This is a genomic window from Cytobacillus sp. BC1816 (assembly GCF_051353635.1).
GTDB classification, from domain to species: Bacteria; Bacillota; Bacilli; order Bacillales; family Cytobacillaceae; genus Cytobacillus; species Cytobacillus oceanisediminis_C.
In genome coordinates this window covers 3,484,637-3,505,533 of record NZ_CP195611.1, presented here as the reverse complement: position 1 = coordinate 3,505,533, position 20,897 = coordinate 3,484,637, and the positions used below count along the sequence as shown (strand labels likewise).

18 protein-coding genes are annotated in these 20,897 nt (G+C 42.1%); 16 read left to right on the top strand and 2 right to left on the bottom strand.

What is annotated here, in order from left to right; all coding sequences use genetic code 11:
• Positions 1 to 150 precede the first annotated feature (150 nt).
• The 11 genes from ACR42H_RS17795 to pssA all read left to right on the top strand — a co-directional run bounded on the left by ACR42H_RS17795 (position 151) and on the right by pssA (position 12,905).
• The gene (locus ACR42H_RS17795) at positions 151 to 1,941 is read left to right on the top strand and encodes an L-lactate permease (protein WP_113881325.1); all 1,791 of its coding nucleotides are present in this window, start codon (positions 151 to 153) and stop codon (positions 1,939 to 1,941) included.
• Between the two features lie 156 nt (positions 1,942 to 2,097).
• Positions 2,098 to 2,496, top strand: coding sequence for a GntR family transcriptional regulator (locus ACR42H_RS17790; RefSeq protein ID WP_113881326.1), 399 nt, complete (start codon positions 2,098 to 2,100; stop codon positions 2,494 to 2,496).
• Positions 2,480 to 3,376 (top strand): ABC transporter ATP-binding protein, encoded by an 897-nt coding sequence (locus ACR42H_RS17785; protein WP_113881327.1) that lies wholly within the window; start codon positions 2,480 to 2,482, stop codon positions 3,374 to 3,376. The genes ACR42H_RS17790 and ACR42H_RS17785 overlap by 17 nt, the downstream gene beginning before the upstream one ends.
• The gene (locus tag ACR42H_RS17780) at positions 3,330 to 5,306 is read left to right on the top strand and encodes a DUF6449 domain-containing protein (protein ID WP_436372292.1); all 1,977 of its coding nucleotides are present in this window, start codon (positions 3,330 to 3,332) and stop codon (positions 5,304 to 5,306) included. The genes ACR42H_RS17785 and ACR42H_RS17780 overlap by 47 nt, the downstream gene beginning before the upstream one ends.
• Before the next feature lie 33 nt (positions 5,307 to 5,339).
• Complete coding sequence (locus tag ACR42H_RS17775; protein WP_243856105.1) at positions 5,340 to 5,861, top strand: RNA polymerase sigma factor; 522 nt, start codon at positions 5,340 to 5,342, stop codon at positions 5,859 to 5,861.
• A 151-nt stretch (positions 5,862 to 6,012) separates the two neighbouring features.
• Positions 6,013 to 6,780 (top strand): 3-hydroxyacyl-CoA dehydrogenase, encoded by a 768-nt coding sequence (locus ACR42H_RS17770; RefSeq protein ID WP_436372290.1) that lies wholly within the window; start codon positions 6,013 to 6,015, stop codon positions 6,778 to 6,780.
• A gap of 169 nt (positions 6,781 to 6,949) precedes the next feature.
• Positions 6,950 to 8,095: an acyl-CoA dehydrogenase family protein gene (locus ACR42H_RS17765; RefSeq protein ID WP_113881330.1), complete on the top strand. Its 1,146-nt coding sequence runs from the start codon at positions 6,950 to 6,952 to the stop codon at positions 8,093 to 8,095.
• Positions 8,096 to 8,107: 12 nt separating this feature from the next.
• Positions 8,108 to 9,259 carry a thiolase family protein gene (locus ACR42H_RS17760; protein ID WP_436372288.1) on the top strand — a complete coding sequence of 384 codons (1,152 nt, stop codon included), beginning with the start codon at positions 8,108 to 8,110 and terminating at the stop codon, positions 9,257 to 9,259.
• 19 nt (positions 9,260 to 9,278) lie between these two features.
• Positions 9,279 to 10,847, top strand: a complete 1,569-nt coding sequence (locus tag ACR42H_RS17755; RefSeq protein ID WP_113881332.1) for a fatty acid--CoA ligase — start codon at positions 9,279 to 9,281, stop codon at positions 10,845 to 10,847.
• Between the two features lie 20 nt (positions 10,848 to 10,867).
• Positions 10,868 to 11,986, top strand: a complete 1,119-nt coding sequence (locus ACR42H_RS17750) for a CaiB/BaiF CoA transferase family protein (protein ID WP_436376991.1) — start codon at positions 10,868 to 10,870, stop codon at positions 11,984 to 11,986.
• Positions 11,987 to 12,209: 223 nt separating this feature from the next.
• A complete protein-coding gene (gene pssA / locus ACR42H_RS17745; RefSeq protein WP_009333556.1) occupies positions 12,210 to 12,905 on the top strand; it encodes a CDP-diacylglycerol--serine O-phosphatidyltransferase in 696 nt (231 codons plus the stop codon).
• 213 nt (positions 12,906 to 13,118) lie between these two features.
• Here pssA and ACR42H_RS17740 read toward each other — a convergent pair whose 3' ends face one another.
• Both ACR42H_RS17740 and ACR42H_RS17735 read right to left on the bottom strand, forming a co-directional pair.
• Positions 13,119 to 13,493, bottom strand: a complete 375-nt coding sequence (locus tag ACR42H_RS17740) for a nucleotide excision repair endonuclease (protein WP_436372285.1) — start codon at positions 13,491 to 13,493, stop codon at positions 13,119 to 13,121.
• A gap of 175 nt (positions 13,494 to 13,668) precedes the next feature.
• A complete protein-coding gene (locus ACR42H_RS17735; RefSeq protein ID WP_113881334.1) occupies positions 13,669 to 14,133 on the bottom strand; it encodes a hypothetical protein in 465 nt (154 codons plus the stop codon).
• A 672-nt stretch (positions 14,134 to 14,805) separates the two neighbouring features.
• On the opposite strand from ACR42H_RS17735, the gene ACR42H_RS17730 reads away from it, so the two are divergent.
• The 5 genes from ACR42H_RS17730 (at position 14,806) to ACR42H_RS17710 (ending at position 20,744) form a co-directional block, all read left to right on the top strand.
• Positions 14,806 to 15,576, top strand: coding sequence for an ABC transporter ATP-binding protein (locus tag ACR42H_RS17730; RefSeq protein WP_113881335.1), 771 nt, complete (start codon positions 14,806 to 14,808; stop codon positions 15,574 to 15,576).
• Positions 15,577 to 15,626: 50 nt separating this feature from the next.
• On the top strand, positions 15,627 to 17,534 hold the full coding sequence (locus tag ACR42H_RS17725) for an AMP-binding protein (protein ID WP_436372283.1): 1,908 nt from the start codon (positions 15,627 to 15,629) through the stop codon (positions 17,532 to 17,534).
• On the top strand, positions 17,534 to 18,418 hold the full coding sequence (locus tag ACR42H_RS17720; protein ID WP_436372281.1) for a branched-chain amino acid ABC transporter permease: 885 nt from the start codon (positions 17,534 to 17,536) through the stop codon (positions 18,416 to 18,418). The genes ACR42H_RS17725 and ACR42H_RS17720 overlap by 1 nt, the downstream gene beginning before the upstream one ends.
• 3 nt (positions 18,419 to 18,421) lie before the next feature.
• On the top strand, positions 18,422 to 19,483 hold the full coding sequence (locus ACR42H_RS17715; RefSeq protein WP_113881338.1) for a branched-chain amino acid ABC transporter permease: 1,062 nt from the start codon (positions 18,422 to 18,424) through the stop codon (positions 19,481 to 19,483).
• Between the two features lie 82 nt (positions 19,484 to 19,565).
• Positions 19,566 to 20,744 (top strand): ABC transporter substrate-binding protein, encoded by a 1,179-nt coding sequence (locus ACR42H_RS17710; RefSeq protein WP_436372278.1) that lies wholly within the window; start codon positions 19,566 to 19,568, stop codon positions 20,742 to 20,744.
• The last annotated feature ends 153 nt before the right edge of the window (positions 20,745 to 20,897 follow it).

The window sequence follows — 20,897 nt, the reverse complement described above, 5'->3', positions numbered from 1 at the left end:
TTGAAATTATGAAAAATGTTTGTATAATAAAAATAAGCTTGATTCATTGTTGTATAACAAAACAATTATAGTTATATAACATGTTTCGCAGTCCGCAACAAAGTGCAATTATTGTTCGCTATTACAAAACAAAAGGGGGAAAAGTAATTAATGAGTACTGGAATGTTAGCTTTATTATCATTATTGCCAATTATTGCAGTTGCAGTATTCCTTGTCGGACTGAGATGGCCGGCAAGTAAGGCTATGCCCATCTCGTACCTTGTAGCTGTTGTCCTGGCGCTATTTGTCTGGAAGGTGTCGGGTGCAAAAGTGGCGGCCGCATCCATTAATGGCCTGGTTGTCGCCGGAACACTCCTATACATTATTTTTGGTGCAATACTGCTTCTGAATACTCTGCAGGAAAGCGGAGGCTTAAAGACCATCCGCCAGGGATTTACCGATATCTCTCCTGACCGCAGAATTCAAGTGATTATCATTGCCTGGCTGTTTGGATCTTTCATTGAAGGCGCATCCGGGTTTGGGACTCCTGCTGCAGTAGCTGTACCGCTATTAGTGGGTCTTGGCTTCCCGGCTATGGCAGCTGTAATTGCCGGCATGGTCATTCAGAGCACACCAGTTTCATTCGGTGCAGTAGGCACTCCGATGCTAGTTGGTGTGCAGACCGGTTTATCAGGCAATGCAAGCCTTACAGATAATCTGCTCGGACTGGTAACGCAAATTGCCGGACAAGTAGCTATTCTCCATATGATTGCAGGCACATTAATTCCTTTATTTGTAGTAGCTTTAATGACAAGATTCTTTGGCAAGAACAAATCGTTTACAGAAGGGATAAAGATTTGGAAGTTTGCCCTGTTCGCATCTTTTGCCATGACTATCCCTTATGTCATTGTTGCCAATGTTCTTGGACCTGAATTCCCCTCTATGATTGGAGGATTAGCTGGTTTAGCAATTGTTGTTTTTGCAGCTAAAAAAGGATTCCTTATGCCTCCTAAGGATCAGGTTTGGGATTTTGAAGAGAAATCCAAGTGGGATCCGGAGTGGACTGGTAAACTTGAAATCAAAGCAGTTGCCCACAAAAGCGGAAGCATGAGCATGATGCGTGCCTGGACTCCTTATGTTTTAGTTGGCTTATTCTTAGTATTGTCCAGATTGAAATCGCTTCCATTCCTGGGGTGGCTCCAGGCCTGGACGGTTAAGTTTGAAAACATTTTCGATTCCGGCATCACTTCAAGTTTCCAGCCGCTGTACTTGCCGGGTACCATTTTTATTCTTGTATCCATTATCACCTATTTCATTCATGGAATGAATTCCGGTTCTTACAAAAAAGCCTGGGCAGACTCAGGAAAAACAACTGTTGCTGCTTCAACCGCATTAATTTTCACTGTTCCGATGGTACAGGTTTTTATCAATACCGGCGGGGGAGAGGCAGGCTATAATCAGATGCCAATCGAGCTCGCGAATGGTGCCGCAGCACTTGCAGGAGAATTCTGGCCGTTCTTTGCAACGTTTATAGGAGGGCTCGGGGCTTTTATCGCGGGAAGTAATACTGTCAGTAATATGATGTTTTCTCTATTCCAATATGATGTTGGTTCACAGATTGGAGTGGATGCAACCTGGATTGTAGCCCTTCAGGCAGTCGGAGGAGCAGCTGGAAACATGATTTGTGTCCATAACGTGGTTGCTGCATCAGCTGTTGTTGGTCTTGTAGGGAAAGAAGGGACTGTCATTCGTAAAACCCTTTTCCCATTCTTCTATTATGCATTGCTGGCTGGGTCAGTGGGTTACTCGATTGTATGGTATTCGCAAAAAGGGATCCTCAATCTCGGTTCCTTCATTGCGGTTTGCATCGCAGTCGCCGCAGTTTATATCATCGCAACAAACAATAGACGTTCCAACATGATTTTGCCTCCGCCTCCGGTGAATGTGAAATCTGCTAAATAATTAATTATAACTGGTTTAGCCCTTTGGCTGAGCCAGTTTTTTCTTTTTATAAAAATTTAAAATTCCTCTTCTCTTTTCCAATTACTTGTAATATAATCTAACTGTATTAACTGTACTATGAATGATAGTACACTACATACAGATGGGAGGGTAAACATGTTTGAGTTGGACGTAAGGAGCCGAAAGCCTATATATGAACAGCTGGTTGAGCGGCTTAAAGAGCTGATCATCACCGAGGTCTTAACAGCAGATGAACAGCTGCCTTCCGTTCGAACGCTGGCCCATCAGCTGACAATCAATCCCAATACGATTCAAAAGGCATACAGGGAACTTGAATCCCAGGGCTATATTTATTCTATAAAGGGAAAGGGCAGCTTTATCAGTCCAGCGACTCCCAATCTGAACAGCGAAAAAATAGAAAAAGTGAAAAATGAGCTTTCAAAGCTTTTATCAGAAGCTATATATCTTGGAATTACAAAAGATGAATTATTTAAGATGATTCAGGAATTAGAAGCAGCTATAGGGGGAGGGGTAGAAGATGATCAAAATCCGTAATGTACGTAAATCATTCGATGAGATGGATGCTGTAGAAAATGTCTCCATCAAAGTCAATAAAGGGTCCATATACGGCTTGCTTGGTTCAAATGGAGCCGGGAAAACAACGCTCCTGAAGCTTTTGGCAGGCATCTATGCGGAGGATGAGGGGTCTGTTGCCATTGCCGGCCAGCCGGTCTTCGAAAATCCGGTAATTAAAGAAAAGATCTTTTTTATTCAGGATCATCCCTATTTTCTGCCTCAATATACAGTTAAGCAAATGGCACAATTTTATCAAAATATTTACAGCAGATGGGATGACGGCCGCTTTGAAGAACTGGCTGCAATTTTTGAAATGGACATGCATAAAAAGATTCATAGATTTTCAAAAGGCTTTCAGAGGCAGGCTGCTTTTATCCTTGCTTTGTCTGCCAGGCCGGAGGTTTTAATTTTGGATGAGCCTATGGATGGGCTGGACCCGGTCATGAGAAAAAAAGTGAAAAGCCTGCTTATAGATGAGGTTGCCGAAAGAGAAATGACTATCCTTATTTCCTCTCATAATCTGCGTGAAGTGGAAGATTTATGTGATTTTATTGGCATCATGCATAAAGGGCGTATGATCCTGGAAAAAGACCTGGATGACCTTAAAACAGATACACATAAGATTCAGGTGGCTTTCAAAGGATCTGCACCAGCCATTTTCGATTCGCTGAGAATCCTTCATAAAGAAAAAAGAGGCAGCGTTATCCTCTGTATTGTAAAGGGAGATGCGAAGGAAATATCGTCATATGTAGAACAATTTAAGCCAGTGATTTTCGATATGCTTCCCCTTACTTTAGAGGAGATCTTCATTTATGAAATGGGGGACATTGGATATGCAGTCCAGAACATCCTTGGTTAAAAGGGAAATTTTAAAAACGATTTTCAGAAGTGTCGGCTGGGTTTCCATTGTATATTTTCTTGGTCTGTTCTTCGCTATTCCACTTGATATAATAATGAATTCTTCAGAGGAACAGCGGAAATTTCTGGACATTGACAATCTATTTCAATACAACTTCCAGCTCCAGTATATATTTAATATATCAGTGCCGGTAATCTTGTCTGTGTTCTTATTCAGATTCACACAGGTAAAACAATACAGCGACTTAATGCACAGCCTCCCAGTCAAGCGTGCATCCATTTTCCATCAGTATGCTTTAACTGGAATCATGTTATTAATTTTACCGGTTTTACTCATTGCTTTAATAGTTCTGATGCTTTACCAGCCCATGAATTTGCAGGAGTTCTATTCAATTGGGGAGATATTCAATTGGGTGGGCATCACCCTTTTATTAAATATTGTAATTTACCTGGCAGGAGTTTCTGTGGGGATGCTTACGGGGTTATCTGCCGTTCAAGGTGCCCTAACGTATATTTTCCTCCTGCTCCCTGTAGGCCTGATCATTCTAGTCTCTATTAATTTGCCATTCTATTTATTTGGCTATCCAGACCAATATTATATGGCAAGCAAATTTGAGAAGTTTTCTCCCTTAATTGCACTAACCCAGATGAACATGCGTACCCCGTCAAGTGCAGAGGCTGCTATTTATCTCTTTCTTATTTTGACTCTGTATTATCTTGGTTTGCAGATCTATAAAAGAAGAAGAATGGAGGCTGTTTCCCAGGCGCTTGTTTTTCCGGTTACAAAACCCATTTTTAAATATAGTGTAACTTTTTGCACGATGCTTTTAGGGGGAGGATATTTCGGTGAGATGCGAGGCGGCATTAGCTGGCTCATAGCTGGATATCTGTTTGGAGCATTGATTGGGTATGCCGCTGCCGAAATGGTTCTGCAAAAATCATGGCGTGTGACCATTAATATGAAAGGATTGATGGCATACACAGCTCTAATGGCTGCTTTATTCATTTTATTCCAATTTGACTTTACTCAATATGAAAAAAACATACCACGGGGCAATGAAATCGAGCGGGTTCATTTTAGCGAGAGTTTTTATCTTTATAGTGATATCGATCATGAGGAACCCTTATATTTGAAGGAATACGAGAATATTGATTTGGTCAGAAGATTTCATGAGACGATTGTAAAGGATGAAAACAGGCTTGCGGAGATCCCGGGCCGTGATTCAGTTTTTATCGTGTATGAACTGAAGAATGGTGAAAAGCTAGTCCGTGATTATAGGATTAATAAAAAGGAATACAAGCCATTTCTTAAGCTGATTTATGAATCGGATGAATATAAAAAGGCAACAAATGAAATTTATCAGGTTTCAGCAGATGCTACAACGAAATTAACCATTACTCCAAATGGGCCTGTTACTAAGCGGGCGGTTATTACAGACGATAAAGATCTAAAAGAGGCTATTGAGATATTAACTGAAGAAGTTGATTCTGCTTCCTTTGAAGAGCTCCAGGGAAGTGACGAGCCATATGCGCATATTGAGATTTTTTATAATGACAGCAATAAAGCTTATATGCCTTGGTATCCTTCTTATTCAAGATTTGAGGAATGGCTGGAAGAGAAGTCATTACTGAATGAAGCAAGAGTGAACAGCAATGATATTTCTTATGCTTTGGCTGCAAAAGCGAAGGATATCGATGTCAACTTTGCTGCAGGGTACTCGTATGAAGAAGTTTTTGAAGAAATGAGAGATAGCAAATCTGCTGTCAAATTAACAGATAAGAATCAAATAGAAAGCAGCTTGAAGAATTCAGATGGATTCATGGATGGAGACTATATTATTGCGTTCTATTTTGATGAGCAAAGGACAATTGATATTAAAAGCTTTACGGAAAAAACAGTTCCAGTCTTTATAAAAGAACGGCTTCAATAAAAGAGTAGAAACCTATAGGAGAGGGGGATTAAAGTGATTAAACCTTCAATGGATATGAGAGAGATCTGCAGGCTCTACAATAAACGTCTCTATCATATTGCTTATAATATAACCCGGGATCATTATCTTGCACAGGATGTTGTGCAGGAATCGCTTCTCAAAGCATATAAAAAAATGGACAGCATTGATGATCAGGAAAAGCTGGGGGCCTGGTTATCCTCGATTGCAACCAGAACTGCGATTGACTTTGTCCGGAAAGAAAGAAGGACATATGAGAGAATACAGGATTCCGTTGATTTTGAAAACTGCATGGAAAGTAAATATATTGATGCGGGGCAGGAAGCAGAAGTCAATTTGCTTGAGGAGCAGATATACGCTTATGTGGATTCCCTCTCCTATGAACAGAAAAGGGTTTTCCTTCTTAAAACAAAGCACGGGCTGAAAGAGAAAGAAATAGCGGACATTCTCCATCTCAATCCAAACACTGTTAAAACAAAGTTGTACCGGGTCAGACAGCACCTTAGAGAAATTCTTGGCGATCGGTATTTGGCATAGAATAACAGCTTCTGAAAAGGAGCTGTTTTTTTGTGTAATTACAAGAAATTGATAAATAATCAGCAGGGAATTCGGTCAGTCAGCAGGAAAATCTGAATTCATAATGGAAATGTCTTCATAGAAAAATATGATTAATAAAAGGAGGTTCACTATGGAATTGAAAGATTGCAGGGTCATTATCACTGGCGGCGCCTCAGGGCTTGGCGAGGCGACTGTGAGAAAAATAGCCGGATGCGGCGGAAAAGTTCTTATTGCAGATTTGGCGGAAGATCGGGGAAGCCATCTGATCAAGGAACTGGGGGGAAATGTTCATTTTTTGAAAACGGATGTAACAAAAGAAGAAGACGTGCAGCGAGCAGTTGCATTTGCTTCTGAACAATTTGGCAGCCTTAATACTGCCGTTAACTGTGCAGGCATCGGAATTGCCGCCAAGCTGCTTGGCCGAAAGGGAGTCCATACACTGGACATGTTCCAAAAGGTCATAATGATTAATCTGGTCGGGACTTTTAATGTCATTCGCCTGGCTGCTGAACAAATGGCAAAGAATGGTCCGAATGATCAAGGTGAAAGAGGCGTCATTATTAACACTGCTTCTGTAGCAGCCTTTGAAGGACAAATTGGCCAGGCTGCATATAGTGCATCAAAAGGCGGTGTGGTTGCCATGACCTTGCCAATTGCCAGAGAGCTTGCGGGTTATGGGATTCGTGTTATGACGATTGCCCCTGGATTGTTTAATACACCTATGTTTGATTCTCTCCCTGATGAGGCAAGGGATTCATTGGGCAAAATGGTGCCTTTTCCTTCAAGACTGGGCTATCCTGAGGAATATGCCAGGCTTGCTGAGAGTATTCTAGTGAATCCGATGCTGAATGGAGAAACGATCCGTCTGGATGGCGGCATCCGTATGCAGCCAAAATAAATTAGAGCACCAGCCCTTTCTGCAAAGGATAGGTTTTTTTGAAAAAATGAATTTTAAATGTTCTAAAAATATTGATAATTATTGTACAATATAAATGTAAGCCTTTTCGGAGATGAGGAATAGTACTTTGAGTTATGTCAAAAAAATTTTAGATTCGGAGGATCATAATATGGCTGCTTCATACATACAGGAAGAGCATGAAATATTTCGGCAATCACTGCGTAAGTTTTTAGAGAAGGAAGCCTATCCGAATTATGACAAATGGGAAGTGGACAGGATCATTCCCCGGGATTTTTGGTACAAGATGGGGGAGCAGGGTTTTTTATGCCCTGATATTGAAGAAAAATATGGCGGAAGCAATGTTGATTGGGGCTTCTCAGTAGTCATCAATGAAGAACTTGAACGTGTTGGCTCCGGCATGGTGGGAATTGGGCTCCATAATGATATTGTTGTTCCGTATATTACTGCTTATGGAACAGATGAGCAGAAGGAAAGGTGGCTGCCAAAGTGTGCTGCAGGTGAAATCATTACTGCTATCGCAATGACTGAACCTGGCGCCGGATCTGATTTAGCCGGCATCAGAACGACAGCAGGACTTGAAGGTGACCATTATATAGTGAATGGCGAAAAGACCTTTATAACCAATGGAATTCATTCCGATTTAGTCATCATAGCCTGTAAAACCAATCCCAATGCAGTTCCCCGGTATAAAGGAATAAGCTTGCTTGCGATCGAGAGGGGAACAAAGGGATTTACAAGGGGAAGAAAATTAAACAAGGTTGGACTTCACTGTCAGGATACAGCAGAGTTAATTTTTGAAGATTGTAAGGTTCCGAAAGAAAATCTGATTGGAGAAGAAGGGAAAGGTTTTCTATATTTGATGGAAAAGCTGCAGCAGGAAAGACTTGTCGTAGCAATCGCTGCTCAGGTGGCCGCTGAAGAAATGCTTAATTTAACATTGGATTATGTTAAGAATCGCGAGGCATTCGGAAAACCGGTCAGCCAGTTTCAAAACACTCAATTTAAGATTGCCGAAATGGCAACAGATATAGAGATGGGAAGGTCGTTCCTTGATCAATTGATCACAGAGCATATGGCAGGAAAAGATGTAGTTACAAAGGTCTCCATGGCGAAATGGAAGCTTACAGAAAATGCCCGGAATATTGCCGCGGAATGCATGCAGCTTCATGGCGGCTATGGCTATATGGAAGAATACGAGATTGCAAGGAGATACAGGGATATACCAGTTGCCAGCATATATGCAGGTACAAATGAAATCATGAAAACCATTATTGCGAAGAACATGGGTTTATGAGGAGGAGTAAACATGCGTGAAGCTGTCATCGTCGAAGGTGTCAGAACGCCAGTAGGAAGAAAAAACGGCTTTTTAAAAGATATCAGGGCGGATGATCTGGCTGCTGAAGCACTTAAGGCACTTGTCGGACGTGCGGGTATAGATCCGCAAATCATTGATGATGTCATTCTTGGATGTGTCTCGCAAATAGGCGAACAAACAGGCGATATTGCAAGGGTCGCAGCATTGATCGCAGGTTTTCCGATTGAAGTGCCTGGTACCACCATTGACCGTCAATGCGGCTCCAGCCAGCAGGCTGTCCATTTTGCAGCTCAGGCTATTTTGGCGGGAGATATGGATATTGTGGTCGCGGGCGGTGTCGAAAGCATGTCTCGTGTCCCTATCGGCTCCAGTTATCAGGGTGTAGGGTTCAGTGAAAAACTGACAGACAGACATGAAATCATCCACCAGGGCTTATCAGCTGAACGCATTGCTGAAAAATATGGTTTTACTAGAGAAGAACTTGATCGCTTTTCATTAGAGAGCCACCAAAAGGCTTTAAAAGCCCAGAGTGAAGGACGTTTTGAGAGAGAGATTGCACCATTAGATGTGAAATTGCCTGATGGGCAGCTCATGACGATATCGGAGGACTCTGGCCCCAGAAAGGAAACATCGCTGGAAGCACTTGGAAGCTTAAGGGCTGTTTTTAAGGAGAATGGAGTCATTCATGCAGGAAATTCAAGTCAAATCAGTGATGGAGCCGCAGCACTATTAATTATGTCACGGGATAAAGCAGAGGAACTTGGAATGAAGCCGAGATTCAGGATTCTTTCCCGCACAGCAGTTGGCTCTGATCCTACTTTAATGCTGACTGGGCCGATACCGGCAACTGAGAAGGTGTTAAAGAAAGCTGGACTGGCTATTGAGGAAATCGATGTATTTGAAGTGAACGAAGCGTTCGCTCCTGTTCCGCTTGCCTGGCTGAAAGAAACTGGAGCAGATCCTGCAAAGCTTAATCCAAACGGCGGAGCCATTGCACTCGGCCATCCTTTGGGAGGCAGCGGTGCACGGCTGATGGTCACCATGATGCATGAACTCGAAAGAACAGGGGGGCGCTATGGACTTCAGACCATGTGTGAAGGCCTTGGTATGGCAAATGCAACTATAATTGAACGTTTAGACTGAAGAATGGGGAGGAATGAAAATGACTACTACTATTGGAAGAGTTTTCGATCTAACTGCCGGAAAGTTTCCGAATAAAGAAGCCCTGTATGATGTCAGAAAAAATCTGCGTCTTACCTATAAGGAATGGAGCATTGAGATCAATAAATTGGCGAATGCCTTAATGAAGGAGGGAGTCAGGAAGGGTGACAGGGTTTCAACCTACCTATTTAATACTGAGGAGCTTGCAACAGCATTCTTTGCATGTGCAAAAATCGGTGCCATTTTTAATCCGATCAACTTTAGGCTGATGTCAGAAGAGGTTGCTTATATCCTTCAGGATGCAGAGCCAAAAGTAGTGTTATTTGAACAAATGCTGGAGTCCGGCATTACCCCAATAGCTAAACGTTTTCCGCATACATCCTTCTGGTACATTGATGACAAGGCACCCGGATATGCTTCATCCTATCGTGAAAAAGTGGATGCAGCATCGCATGATGAAATCGAAATAGAAATTGGCGAAAATGACTTGTACGCGATCATGTATACAAGCGGTACCACGGGAAGGCCAAAAGGAGTTGTCCACAGGCATCGGGATATGGCTGAACAAAGTTTAATCGTAATAGGAGCCACAAAGCTTGAAAGCAGTGACAATGGTCTCGTGACTGCACCAATGTTCCACTGTGCAGAGCTTCACTGTGCCTTTTTGCCAAGGGTGCATGTGGGGGCTAAAAATACCATCCTCCATCACTTTGATGCAAAAGAAGTATTACAGTTAATCTCAGATGAGAAGATTACAAAGTTTTTTGCAGCACCTACCATGTGGAATATGCTGCTTCAGGAAAACTTAAGCCAATATAATCTGGAAAGCCTGAAGCTGGGACTGTATGGAGCAGCTCCAATGGCTCCGGCACTTGTTTATGCCTGCCGGGAAAAATTAGGCATATCCCTCGTACAGGCATACGGAATGACCGAGATGGGGCCAGCGATTACGTTTTTATCTGAAGATGATCAAATCCGGAAAGCAGGCTCTGCCGGGCAGGCTTGTTTAAACCATGAGATTAGAATTGTAAGGCCGAATGAAAATGGTCCATCAGATCCTGAGGATTTGGTGCCACCAGGGGAAACAGGTGAAATCATCGTGAAAGGTCCATGCATGATGAGTGGTTATTTTAATCGGGATGAGGCAAACGATCTTGCCATGCATGGGGGCTGGTATCATTCAGGTGACATAGGATATCTTGATGACGAAGGCTACTTGTACGTCAAAGACAGAGTCGATGATATGATCATTAGCGGCGGTGAAAACATTTACCCCAGGGAAGTGGAAGATATTTTATATACGCATAATGGCGTACTGGATGTGGCAGTGATCGGCCAGCCTGATGACCGCTGGGGTGAGACGGTCACAGCATTTGTGGTTAAAAAAAATCCGGCACTATCTGAAAATGAGCTGGATGAACTGTGCAGAAATAGTGATGAACTTGCTAATTATAAGCGGCCAAGAAAATACGTATTCTGTGAAGCTCTGCCAAGGAATGCCAGCGGCAAAATTCAAAAGTTTATGCTTCGCAAGCAGTTGGAGGATCTGTTCGCTGAGGGGAAAATGTAGCCGGAAGAAAGGGATGCATGATGTTAAAAGGCATAAGAGTAATTGATTTTTCCAATTATCTCCCTGGTCCGTTTGCCTCCCAGAGGCTTGCAGAGCTGGGAGCTGAGGTGATTAAGGTTGAAACCTTGACTGGTGACCCCGCAAGACAGCTGGATGTTAAAATACAGGGTACAGGAGCAGTGTTTGCCGCCAATAACCGCGGTAAAAAAAGCATTACACTCAATTTGAAGAGTGAGGAAGGAAGAAGTGCAGCCCTTAGGCTGATTTCTGAAAGTCATGCCGTGCTGGAAAGCTTTCGGCCAGGAGTCATGAAAAAACTCGGACTAGATTATGAGACTGTAAAGAGCCACAAGCCTGCTATCGTTTATTGCTCCCTGACAGGCTATGGGGAGAATGAAGACTATCAATATTTAGGCAGCCATGATTTAAACTATATGGCAGTAAGCGGTGCCCTTTCCCAGCTTAAGGACGGCAGCGGCCGTCCTGTTCACCCGTCCAATACAATAGCGGACTTTATGGGAGGAATGGCCGCGAGTGAAAGGATACTTGCAGCCCTTCTTTCCAGCAGGATTTCCGGCAAAGGCGGGTATCACTGCATTTCAATTGCTGAAGTGATGGCTTCCATCATGGGAAACCATTTGCTGATTGAAAACGAAACGGGGTATCCAAATGGGCTTTCGATACTAAACGGGGAAATCGTCGCCTACTCTATTTATCAAACAAAGGATGAGCGGTTTGCTGCTCTTGCGGCATTAGAGCCGAAGTTCTGGATAAACTTCTGCAAGAGTGCCGGCAGGGAGGATTGGATGGATTCCCATTTTTCCCGTGCCTCTGGCAATAATCCTGTATATTTGGAGATGACCGAATTATTTAAAAGCAGGACATTAAAAGAGTGGACTGAATTCGGGCAAAGAGTGGATTGCTGCCTGACTCCGGTATTAGAGACAGGTGAATTAAAAGACTTTCCACTTTTTAAGGGGATTTATGAACTAGACGGGAATTACCCTTTAGTTAAAATGCATGGAGGATTTGACTCATCAGTGGCTGGCCCTCCAAAATTGGGAGAACATAATGAGGAAGTCTTAAGCAATATTGCTGGAATGTCAGCAGAGAAAGTTAAAGCTCTGACAACAAAATAAGTATTCTAAATAAAAGTCGGCGAGCTTGTCTTTCGGATAGCCGATTCTACAACTTATAAATTCATGAAAGAGCCCTAAATCTATATGATGATTATGGTTCTTTCTTTTTGTCGGCGAATGTTTCTATGAAAGAGGAGGGCTTTGAAGAAGATTAAATGGTATAATGAAAGGGAATATATATTAAAATAAACTTTTTTCTATTTTTGGAGTGTGATGGTCACTAGTGCGTTTTATTAAAACAATTCCCAATATGGTCACTTTGGGTAATTTATATTGCGGTTTTCTTTCAATCGGAATGGCTGCCAATGGCGAATTTAAAAATGCAGCAATATTAATTTTAATCGGCATGATGCTTGATAGCATGGACGGCAGGCTGGCAAGAATGCTGAAGGCAGATAGTACGCTTGGAAAGGAACTTGATTCTCTGGCAGATATTGTTACATTTGGGGTAGCCCCTTCATTTTTGGTCTTTTATACATACTTTTTTCAATTTGGAATCCTTGGATTAATCGTTTCAGGTCTTTTTCCTCTATTCGGGGCATATCGGCTTGCCCGATTCAATATCAGTCCCCCAAAGTCCTCATTAAATTATTTTATAGGAGTTCCGATAACAGCAGCAGGAGGGATAATGGCTATACTGACCCTTTTTGGCGACCGTATTCCCAATATCATTACAACTGTTGTGTTCACTGCACTATGCTTTCTAATGGTAAGCAGAATTCGGATTCCCAGCTTTAAGGAAGTCCCTCTTCCGAAATATGGGACGATTGTTACCATTTTTCTTGGAAGTGTCCTGTACGTTATTTATAAGGGCTCCTATGGACCATTTCCCGATTTAATTTATATTGCGATTCCGCTTTACATAGCGTATTTGACATACCGGTTCATTAAAGGCAAAAACAAAAAAGAAATTGATTAATTAGAAATGCGGAAACACCTTGCCCAAGAAGGAACTCAGACTAAGACCGCCACGCCCTCCCAAAAGCTGTCGCTTTCAGTCGTGCGATGTTTATGCTGACGATCCTTTGTCCTGGGGGTTCACCTCGAGGGGACAGTCTGCTTGCGCTAGACAGTTATCAAAGTTCAAAGTAATACTATTTTACAAATAAAAAAAGGCCGGGATGGCCTTTTTTTATTTGTAAAATACTTTGTCTATATTAAATTTTGCATGAAGGGTATTAATGATATAAGTTTCATAAATTTCGCGCTCCATGCTGTCTTCCACATAAATGACCGCAATTTTATAGACATCATCGCGATGATTTTTTATTGGGGAAACATTATCTTCAAAATGTTTTTTCACGCGCTGTCTTAATTTTCGTGCTTTCCCTACAAAGAGCAGATCTTCATTCGCATCGAAAAACAAAATCATGCCGCCCTTGTCTCTTGGTATTTTATGATAATCTGTGAAACCATAGACACTGCTAAGGTCACTCTCTCCTGCCTGTCCTGCTTGTCTGCTTCTTGTAATAACGAGATCGGGCTGAGGGATTTCAATTTTTATCAATATCATCACTTCCTATTCTAAGATTAAAGAGTACCATAAATTTCATATGTAATCCACATTAAAAAGTATTATTAGATTCTGCCTGGCCGCAAAAACCTGGTGAAATTGCGGGTTGCCCACCACTCCTCGGAACATTTAGCACTGAAAACTATTTTGAAATGCTTTAATCAGCTCCTTATATGAAGTGTAATTGTTTTTGTCTTTCTTTTGTCATATTCAGCAGCACTTCATTATTAAGCGAGCGTGCCATTTTAAGGGTGAGATCCAAAATCTTTATGATTCCTTCCTTCTGGCCGTAATCAATAGCTACCCGATCACATTGGACTTCAGTATCAGTACAGATTATATTCTTTCCAGCCGGATAGGTAATATGTCCAATTTCATGCCAGATTATGGCTTCTTTTATTTCTCTGTCTGAACAGAACTTTTCATAATCATAGACGACAATAAACCAGTCATAATGCACATCCAGGGATTGATAAAACATAGTCAGGAGTCTGCAGTCAATATTCCAAAAACCCAGCCAGCTTTCATCGTTTAGACCAAAGTTTTTTAAAACAGTATGTTTATCTTCTAAAATGGCTATTTTTCCGTCTAGGCCGCAATAGGATAAGAAAAACTCTTCACACAAACAGATCAAGTCAGATTCTCCTTTTATAATTTCGGTTTACTAGCATTGTTATGTAAGCGGAACTTTTTTAATCACCAGCCAAGAAGAAAATAAAGAAATGAATGGATTTGTTTGCAAACCTGCCATGCGGCAGTAAGATGCAATAACGTGGCAGCAGATACATTTAAGGAAAATCTGAGCGGGGAATTGATTTAAGCGTGATTTAACTAGTAATCCAAAAACGGAGCTTCAGCAGCCTTCATGCAGGGTGAGGTGTCCCCAGAACAAACTTTCATATGCAAAGCGGCTTTTTAGCACGCTTTCAGCCAAGCCTGGGAAACGGCACCTTATGAAGAAATTAATCGTGTCTTTGTCCTAAATAAAGGAAAAAAAAGTGTGGATATTTTAATGAAATTAACATTGAATGGAATGAATTCCTAAGCTGAGCACATCTGTGTTCAGCTTTTTATGTTTTTCACATGAAGATTTTTCCTAATAATATCACTTGGTTAATAGTCAAAAATACTTACACATAAGGAAATTGTCATATCAATATTTAAATTCACATAAAAATGAAAAATAGCTCAGGGCTAAAAAATATTTTAAATATAAAAAGGAGAAAGTAAAAACATAAAGAATATTAAAACTATTCATAATTTTATAAAAAATATTTTGTTTTTCGAAATAAAGGGGGTTAGCAAGTTGGGGATATTAGATATAAAAGATGCTACTTTGAGGTTTGGAGGCGTAGTGGCTCTTGACAGCGTCTCTTATGAAGTGCAGGAAGGAGAGATTTTTTCGCTTATTGGGCCAAATGGCGCAGGGAAGACAAGTATGCTGAATTGCATTAGCGGACTATACAAGCCTTCATCTGGTTCCATCCATTTCAAAGGGGAAGATATCACCCGCTATAAACCTCACAAAAGAGCCAGTATGGGTATTGCCAGGGCATTCCAGAACATCGAACTTTTTCCGCATTTATCTGTTTTGGACAATCTGATGCTTGGCAGGCATGTGAGAATGAAAACCGGACTTCTTGCAGGAGGATTTTATTGGGGAAAGGCGCAAAGAGAGGAAATTGAACATCGGAAAAAAGTTGAGCAGGTGATCGATTTTCTTGAAATTGAGGATATCCGAAATACTCCCGTGGGTACCCTTTCGTATGGATTGCAGAAAAGGGTCGAAACCGGCAGGGCTCTGGCACTGGAACCTGACATCCTTCTTCTGGATGAGCCGATGGCAGGCATGAATAGTGAGGAAAAAGAGGACATGGCCAGATACATTATCGACATTCATGAAGAAATGAATACAACTATTATATTAATTGAACACGACATGGGGGTTGTAATGGATTTATCCGATCACATTGCAGTTCTTGATTTCGGCAAGCTGATTGGCTACGGAACGCCAGATGAGATTCAGAATAATTCTAGAGTCATAGAAGCTTATCTGGGAGAGGAGAATGCGGTATAAAAGATAATTCGGCTAAAAGGTAGTTTACTTTAGTAGGGGGGAGCGATTCTATGAGCATGACATTTCCGCAGCTGCTGATTGAAAGGGCTTACATAAATGGGTCGCAAGTTGCTTTACGAGAAAAAGAATTTGGAATTTGGAATGAAATCACGTATGAAGCGTTCTTGGAGAAAGTTAAGAATTTCAGCTTGGGGCTGGCATCTTTAGGTCTGAAAAGGGAGGATAAGCTAGCCATCATCGGCGATAACAGACCTGAATGGGTAATCAGTGAGCTTGCTGTGCAAAGCTTGGGCGGTATTTCTGTCGGAATCTATCAGGAATCCTTATCTGCTGAACTTAGTTACATTATTGATAATTGTGACGCAACTATAATAGTAGCAGAAGATCAGGAGCAAGTGGATAAACTGATGGAAATTAAAGACTCCATTCCTAAAGTCAGAACGATTATTTATTATGATTCACGGGGCATGAGAAGTTATCGGGAGGATTTCCTGTTTGAATTTGAAGAGGTTCTGCAAATGGGAGAAAGCTATCACTCAGAGAAGCCTGATTTATTTGTGCAGGAAGTTGATAAAGGCACTGCTGATGACGTGGCGATTTTATCATATACTTCAGGAACGACAGGCAATCCGAAAGGAACGATGCTTACTTACGGGAATCTGCTGGATATGGCTAAAAATTTGTCAGACATTGATCCGCTGACAGACAAAGATGAATATGTTTCATTCCTTCCTCTTGCCTGGATCGGGGAGCAGATGATGACCCTTGCTATGGGCTTATACAATGGGATGACGATTAATTTCCCTGAAGAGCCGGCAACCGTATTGGAAGACCTGCGGGAAATTGGGCCACAGGTTATGTTTTCGCCGCCAAGAATCTATGAAGATATGGTATCGCGCTTTCAGGTCAGAATTCAGGACAGCGGCTGGCTGAAAAGAAAGATTTTTAACTGGTGCAAGCCGATAGGCGAGAAGGTAGCTAAAGCCCATTTTGAAAATAAACCTGTCAGCACTGGTACAAAGGCTTTGTATAAAATTGCTGATTATCTGATGTTCAGTGCGATCCGCGATCACTTTGGACTCTTGAAGATCAAGCGTGCTTATACCGGCGGTGCTCCTTTGGGACCCGATGTATTTGAATTCTTTCACAGCATAGGAGTCAATGTAAAAAGCATTTACGGGCAGACAGAAGTTGCCGGCATATCCATTGTGCACAGGGATGGCGACATTAAACTTGATAGTGTTGGAATTCCTATACCTGGAACAGAAGTGAAAATTTCTGATGAAGGGGAAATTCTGATCAAAAGCTCGAGTGTGTGCAAAGGGTACTACAAAAACGAAAAAAGCACTATCGAAACCATTCAGGAAGGCTGGCTGCATACAGGGGATGCAGGGAGGCTGGATGAGGAAGGGCATTTGTATATCATTGACCGGATTAAAGATGTCATCCGTCTTGATACAGGTGAGATGTTCTCCCCGCAATTTATCGAGAATAAGCTGAAATTTAGTTCGTTCATACAAGAAGCGGTAGCAATCGGGAAGGATCGCCCCTATGTGGTTGCCATGATCAATATTGATATGAAAAATGTAGGGCGCTGGGCCGAGAAAAATCAAATCAGCTATACTACGTATACCGATTTATCTTCCAAACCTGAAGTGCTGGAATTGATCGAAAAACAGGTGCAGGAAATCAATCAGACCCTGCCTGAAAAAGCCCGGGTTAAAAAATTCGTCCTTCTTTATAAAGAACTTGATGCAGATGATGAGGAGCTTACAAGAACAAAGAAAGTCCGCAGGCAATTTGTTGCTAAAAAATATCAGGCCTTGATCGATGGGCTTTATACAGAGGACAAAAAAATACGTGTCAATGGCACGATCAAATATCGTGACGGCATGGAACAAACCATCCAAACAACGCTTCAGGTCATTTTTATGGATGAAGGAGAGGGGGCAGCTTAATGACTTTTTTCTTGCAGATGCTTGTAACAGGAATCGTGGTAGGAAGTGTTTATGCACTTGTGGCACTGGGCTTTGTGCTTATTTATAAATCCAGTGACGCCATCAACTTTGCACAAGGTGAGTTCCTTTTAATTGGAACGTATGTATGTTTAACACTTATTACAGCCTACAACATCCCTTTTATAGCAGCCCTATTAATGGCGCTGATGTTCAGTGCAGTTTTAGGATTTGCCATTGAACGGATTGTTCTGAGGCCGTTTATCGGAGAGCCGGTCATATCAATGATAATGGCAACCATCGGTTTATCGAGTGTTCTCGCTGGGATTGTCCATATTATTTGGGGCCATGAAACACGTGTGTTTCCAAGAATATTCTCAGAACAGCCTGTTAATCTGGGCGAAATTGTCATTGCGCCCGTCTATTTATGGTCACTTTTAATCGTTGTGGCTATGCTTATCATTTTCACTCTCTTTTTCAAATATTCGAAGCTGGGAATTGCGATGAGGGCAACCGCAGATGATCAGCAGGCGGCGATGTCGATGGGAATCAGCGTTAAAATGATTTTCGCAGTTGCCTGGGCGATTGCAGCCATAGTTTCTGCAGTTGGAGGCATCCTTCTCGGGAACATTAATGGTGTTAATGCTTCCCTTTCAGCGATCGGCTTAAAGGTACTTCCGGTTGCTATTCTTGGAGGACTTGACAGTATCCCAGGGGCTATCATCGGCGGACTGATCATCGGCATTCTTGAAAGCTTGACCGGGGGATATCTGGATCCATTGGTTGGTGGCGGACTGAAAGAGGTTATGCCGTTTGTCATCCTCGTATTTATCCTTATGTTCAAGCCATATGGTTTGTTCGGAAAAAAAGAAATCGAGAGGGTGTAGCCGATGAGAAATCCTTTTGTAATGGATTGCGGAGAATTCCATGTGAATTATAAACAAGATATGGCTATCTGGAAAATATCAAGAGTAAGGATGCGTGTCTTTATTCTTCTGGCTATATTTGCAGTATTCCCGATGTTTGCATCGGATTATATCGTTGGACTGGCTACGCTTTGCGGAATTGCAGCGATTGGTGCCATTGGCCTGAACATCCTGACGGGTTTTACCGGCCAGATTTCCATCGGGGTAGGCGCCTTTCTGGGAGTAGGCGGTTATACCTCGGCCATTCTGACAGCAAAGCTGGGCTTAAGCTTCTGGATTGCCATGCCGACAGCCGGTATTGTGACGGCGATTGTAGGCGGACTATTCGGATTGCCTTCCTTAAGGCTAAAAGGATTGTATCTAGCCATTGCCACTCTGGCAGCACAGGTAATCATTTTGTTTGTTATTTCCCGCTGGGATGCGCTGACTGGCGGAACAGCCGGAATGGTCCTATCGAGGCCTGAACTTGGCAGTTTTGTCTTTTACAGTGAGCGGAGCTATTATTATCTGATGTTTGTGGTGCTGATTATTACAGCAGCCTTTACCCTGAACCTCTTCCGATCGCGGGTCGGCAGGGCATTCATAGCAGTCCGTGACCGTGATGTGGCTGCAGAAGTTATGGGAATCGATTTGTTTAAGTATAAGGTATTGGCATTTATTGTTAGTTCCTTCTTCGTAGGAATCGCCGGAGCTTTGCTGGGTCACTATACGATGGTTGTAAGTCCCGAGCTTTACAGCATTACAGTGTCCATCGAATACTTGGCAATCATACTGGTTGGCGGTTTAGGGAGTGTATTCGGGTCGATTTACGGAGCCGTTTTTATTACACTGCTTCCGGTTGTCCTCAGGTCAGGCGTAGAAATGATGAGCGGAATTTTCCCAGACCTATCTGCAGTCTTAATAGGAATGAAAGAGGTAGTATTTGGCCTCGTGATTATCTTATTCCTGATTTATGAACCGCAGGGGCTCGCAAAAATTTGGAAGAATATTAAAGACTACTTTAAGCTGTGGCCGTTTTCTTATTAATTCCCGGGTAATAATTTCTGAAAATTTTGAAAGTAAAACTTTCAAATTTTTATAAAAAGAGGTAAAAATGAGGGGGAACATTATGAAGAAGGTATGGAAAGGTTTATTGGCAGCATCATTAATGGCTGGAATGCTGGCTGGATGTTCAGGAGGCAGCGAGGAAGCATCCAGTGACAAGAAAGCCACTGTCAAAATCGGCGGTATTTTTGACCTAACGGGCGGTACCGGTGATGTAGGAACACCGTATGCAGAAGGTGAAAAAGCATTTTTTGAATCCATTGCAGGTGAGGAGATCAACGGTTATAAACTCGAATTAATCGGTGATGACTATGCTTATAAAATTCCTGAAGCTCAAAAACTTTATCAGAAATTAAAATCAAAAGATAAAGTATCGGCTATTTTAGGATGGGGCACAGGTGACACAGAAGCCCTTCGCCAGCAGGTGGCAGCCGACAAACTTCCATTCATCTCTGCTTCATACTCAGAGAATCTAAAAAATATTGACGAAAGCCCTTATAACTTCCTGGCCGCTGCTTCGTATTCCGACCAGGCAAGATCTGTACTGAAATGGATAAAAGACAACCACACTGGCGGCACACCTACTGTAGCTTTAATTTATAACGATACGGCTTTTGGAAAATCACCTATTGAAGATGCCAAAAATTATGCAAAGGAAAATGGCATTGAAATTGTTGATGAGCAAATAGTTGACCTGAAAACACTTGACGCAACCTCCCAATTACTGAACATGGAAAAGAAAAACCCTGATTATGCGATTATCAATCAAACCTGGGGGGCAACCGCAACGATTCTAAAAGATGCTAAAAAGCTTGGGCTTGATACACAATTCATCGGTTTAAACTGGGCTGCCGGCGAAGGGTTGCTTCCAATTGCGGGCGATGCGGCTGAAGGATTTATCGGGGTTGTCACACACGCGTTCCCTTATGAAGATCTTCCTGGAATGGAAGAAATCAAGAAGTTCGTAGAAAGCAAGGGTGAAAAGCTGGAGGACAAGAACCAGAAATTTATCCAAGGATGGGTGTCTGCCAAAATTATGGTTGAAGGCCTAAAACTTGCTGAAGACCCGACTTCAGGCGAAGGGATCCGAGCTGGCCTGGAGAAAATCTCAAATCTTGATCTTGGCGGTCTAGCCGCTCCAGTTACATTTTCACCTGACAATCATGCTGGTACAAACCAAATTCGATTAGCAGAAGTCAAAAACGGCCAGTTTGAAGTGTTCACTGATTATATCGGCTACTAAAATGATGGGGGCGAGGTTTTATACCCGCCTCCTGTTAACATTTAAAGATTGGATCATTGCTTAAATTGTGAACTTGGCAAATAAAATCGAAATTCGGCAAAGAAACTTGAAATTTTTGCAAACATTGGAATCCGCATACAAATCTCAGATTTT

Coding starts and splice junctions, on each gene's coding strand:
- ACR42H_RS17795 (WP_113881325.1), top strand. CDS start 151: ATGAGTACTGGAATGTTAGCTTTATTATCATTATTGCCAATTATTGCA.
- ACR42H_RS17790 (WP_113881326.1), top strand. CDS start 2,098: ATGTTTGAGTTGGACGTAAGGAGCCGAAAGCCTATATATGAACAGCTG.
- ACR42H_RS17785 (WP_113881327.1), top strand. CDS start 2,480: ATGATCAAAATCCGTAATGTACGTAAATCATTCGATGAGATGGATGCT.
- ACR42H_RS17780 (WP_436372292.1), top strand. CDS start 3,330: ATGAAATGGGGGACATTGGATATGCAGTCCAGAACATCCTTGGTTAAA.
- ACR42H_RS17770 (WP_436372290.1), top strand. CDS start 6,013: ATGGAATTGAAAGATTGCAGGGTCATTATCACTGGCGGCGCCTCAGGG.
- ACR42H_RS17765 (WP_113881330.1), top strand. CDS start 6,950: ATGGCTGCTTCATACATACAGGAAGAGCATGAAATATTTCGGCAATCA.
- ACR42H_RS17760 (WP_436372288.1), top strand. CDS start 8,108: ATGCGTGAAGCTGTCATCGTCGAAGGTGTCAGAACGCCAGTAGGAAGA.
- ACR42H_RS17755 (WP_113881332.1), top strand. CDS start 9,279: ATGACTACTACTATTGGAAGAGTTTTCGATCTAACTGCCGGAAAGTTT.
- ACR42H_RS17750 (WP_436376991.1), top strand. CDS start 10,868: ATGTTAAAAGGCATAAGAGTAATTGATTTTTCCAATTATCTCCCTGGT.
- ACR42H_RS17725 (WP_436372283.1), top strand. CDS start 15,627: ATGAGCATGACATTTCCGCAGCTGCTGATTGAAAGGGCTTACATAAAT.
- ACR42H_RS17720 (WP_436372281.1), top strand. CDS start 17,534: ATGACTTTTTTCTTGCAGATGCTTGTAACAGGAATCGTGGTAGGAAGT.
- ACR42H_RS17715 (WP_113881338.1), top strand. CDS start 18,422: ATGAGAAATCCTTTTGTAATGGATTGCGGAGAATTCCATGTGAATTAT.
- ACR42H_RS17710 (WP_436372278.1), top strand. CDS start 19,566: ATGAAGAAGGTATGGAAAGGTTTATTGGCAGCATCATTAATGGCTGGA.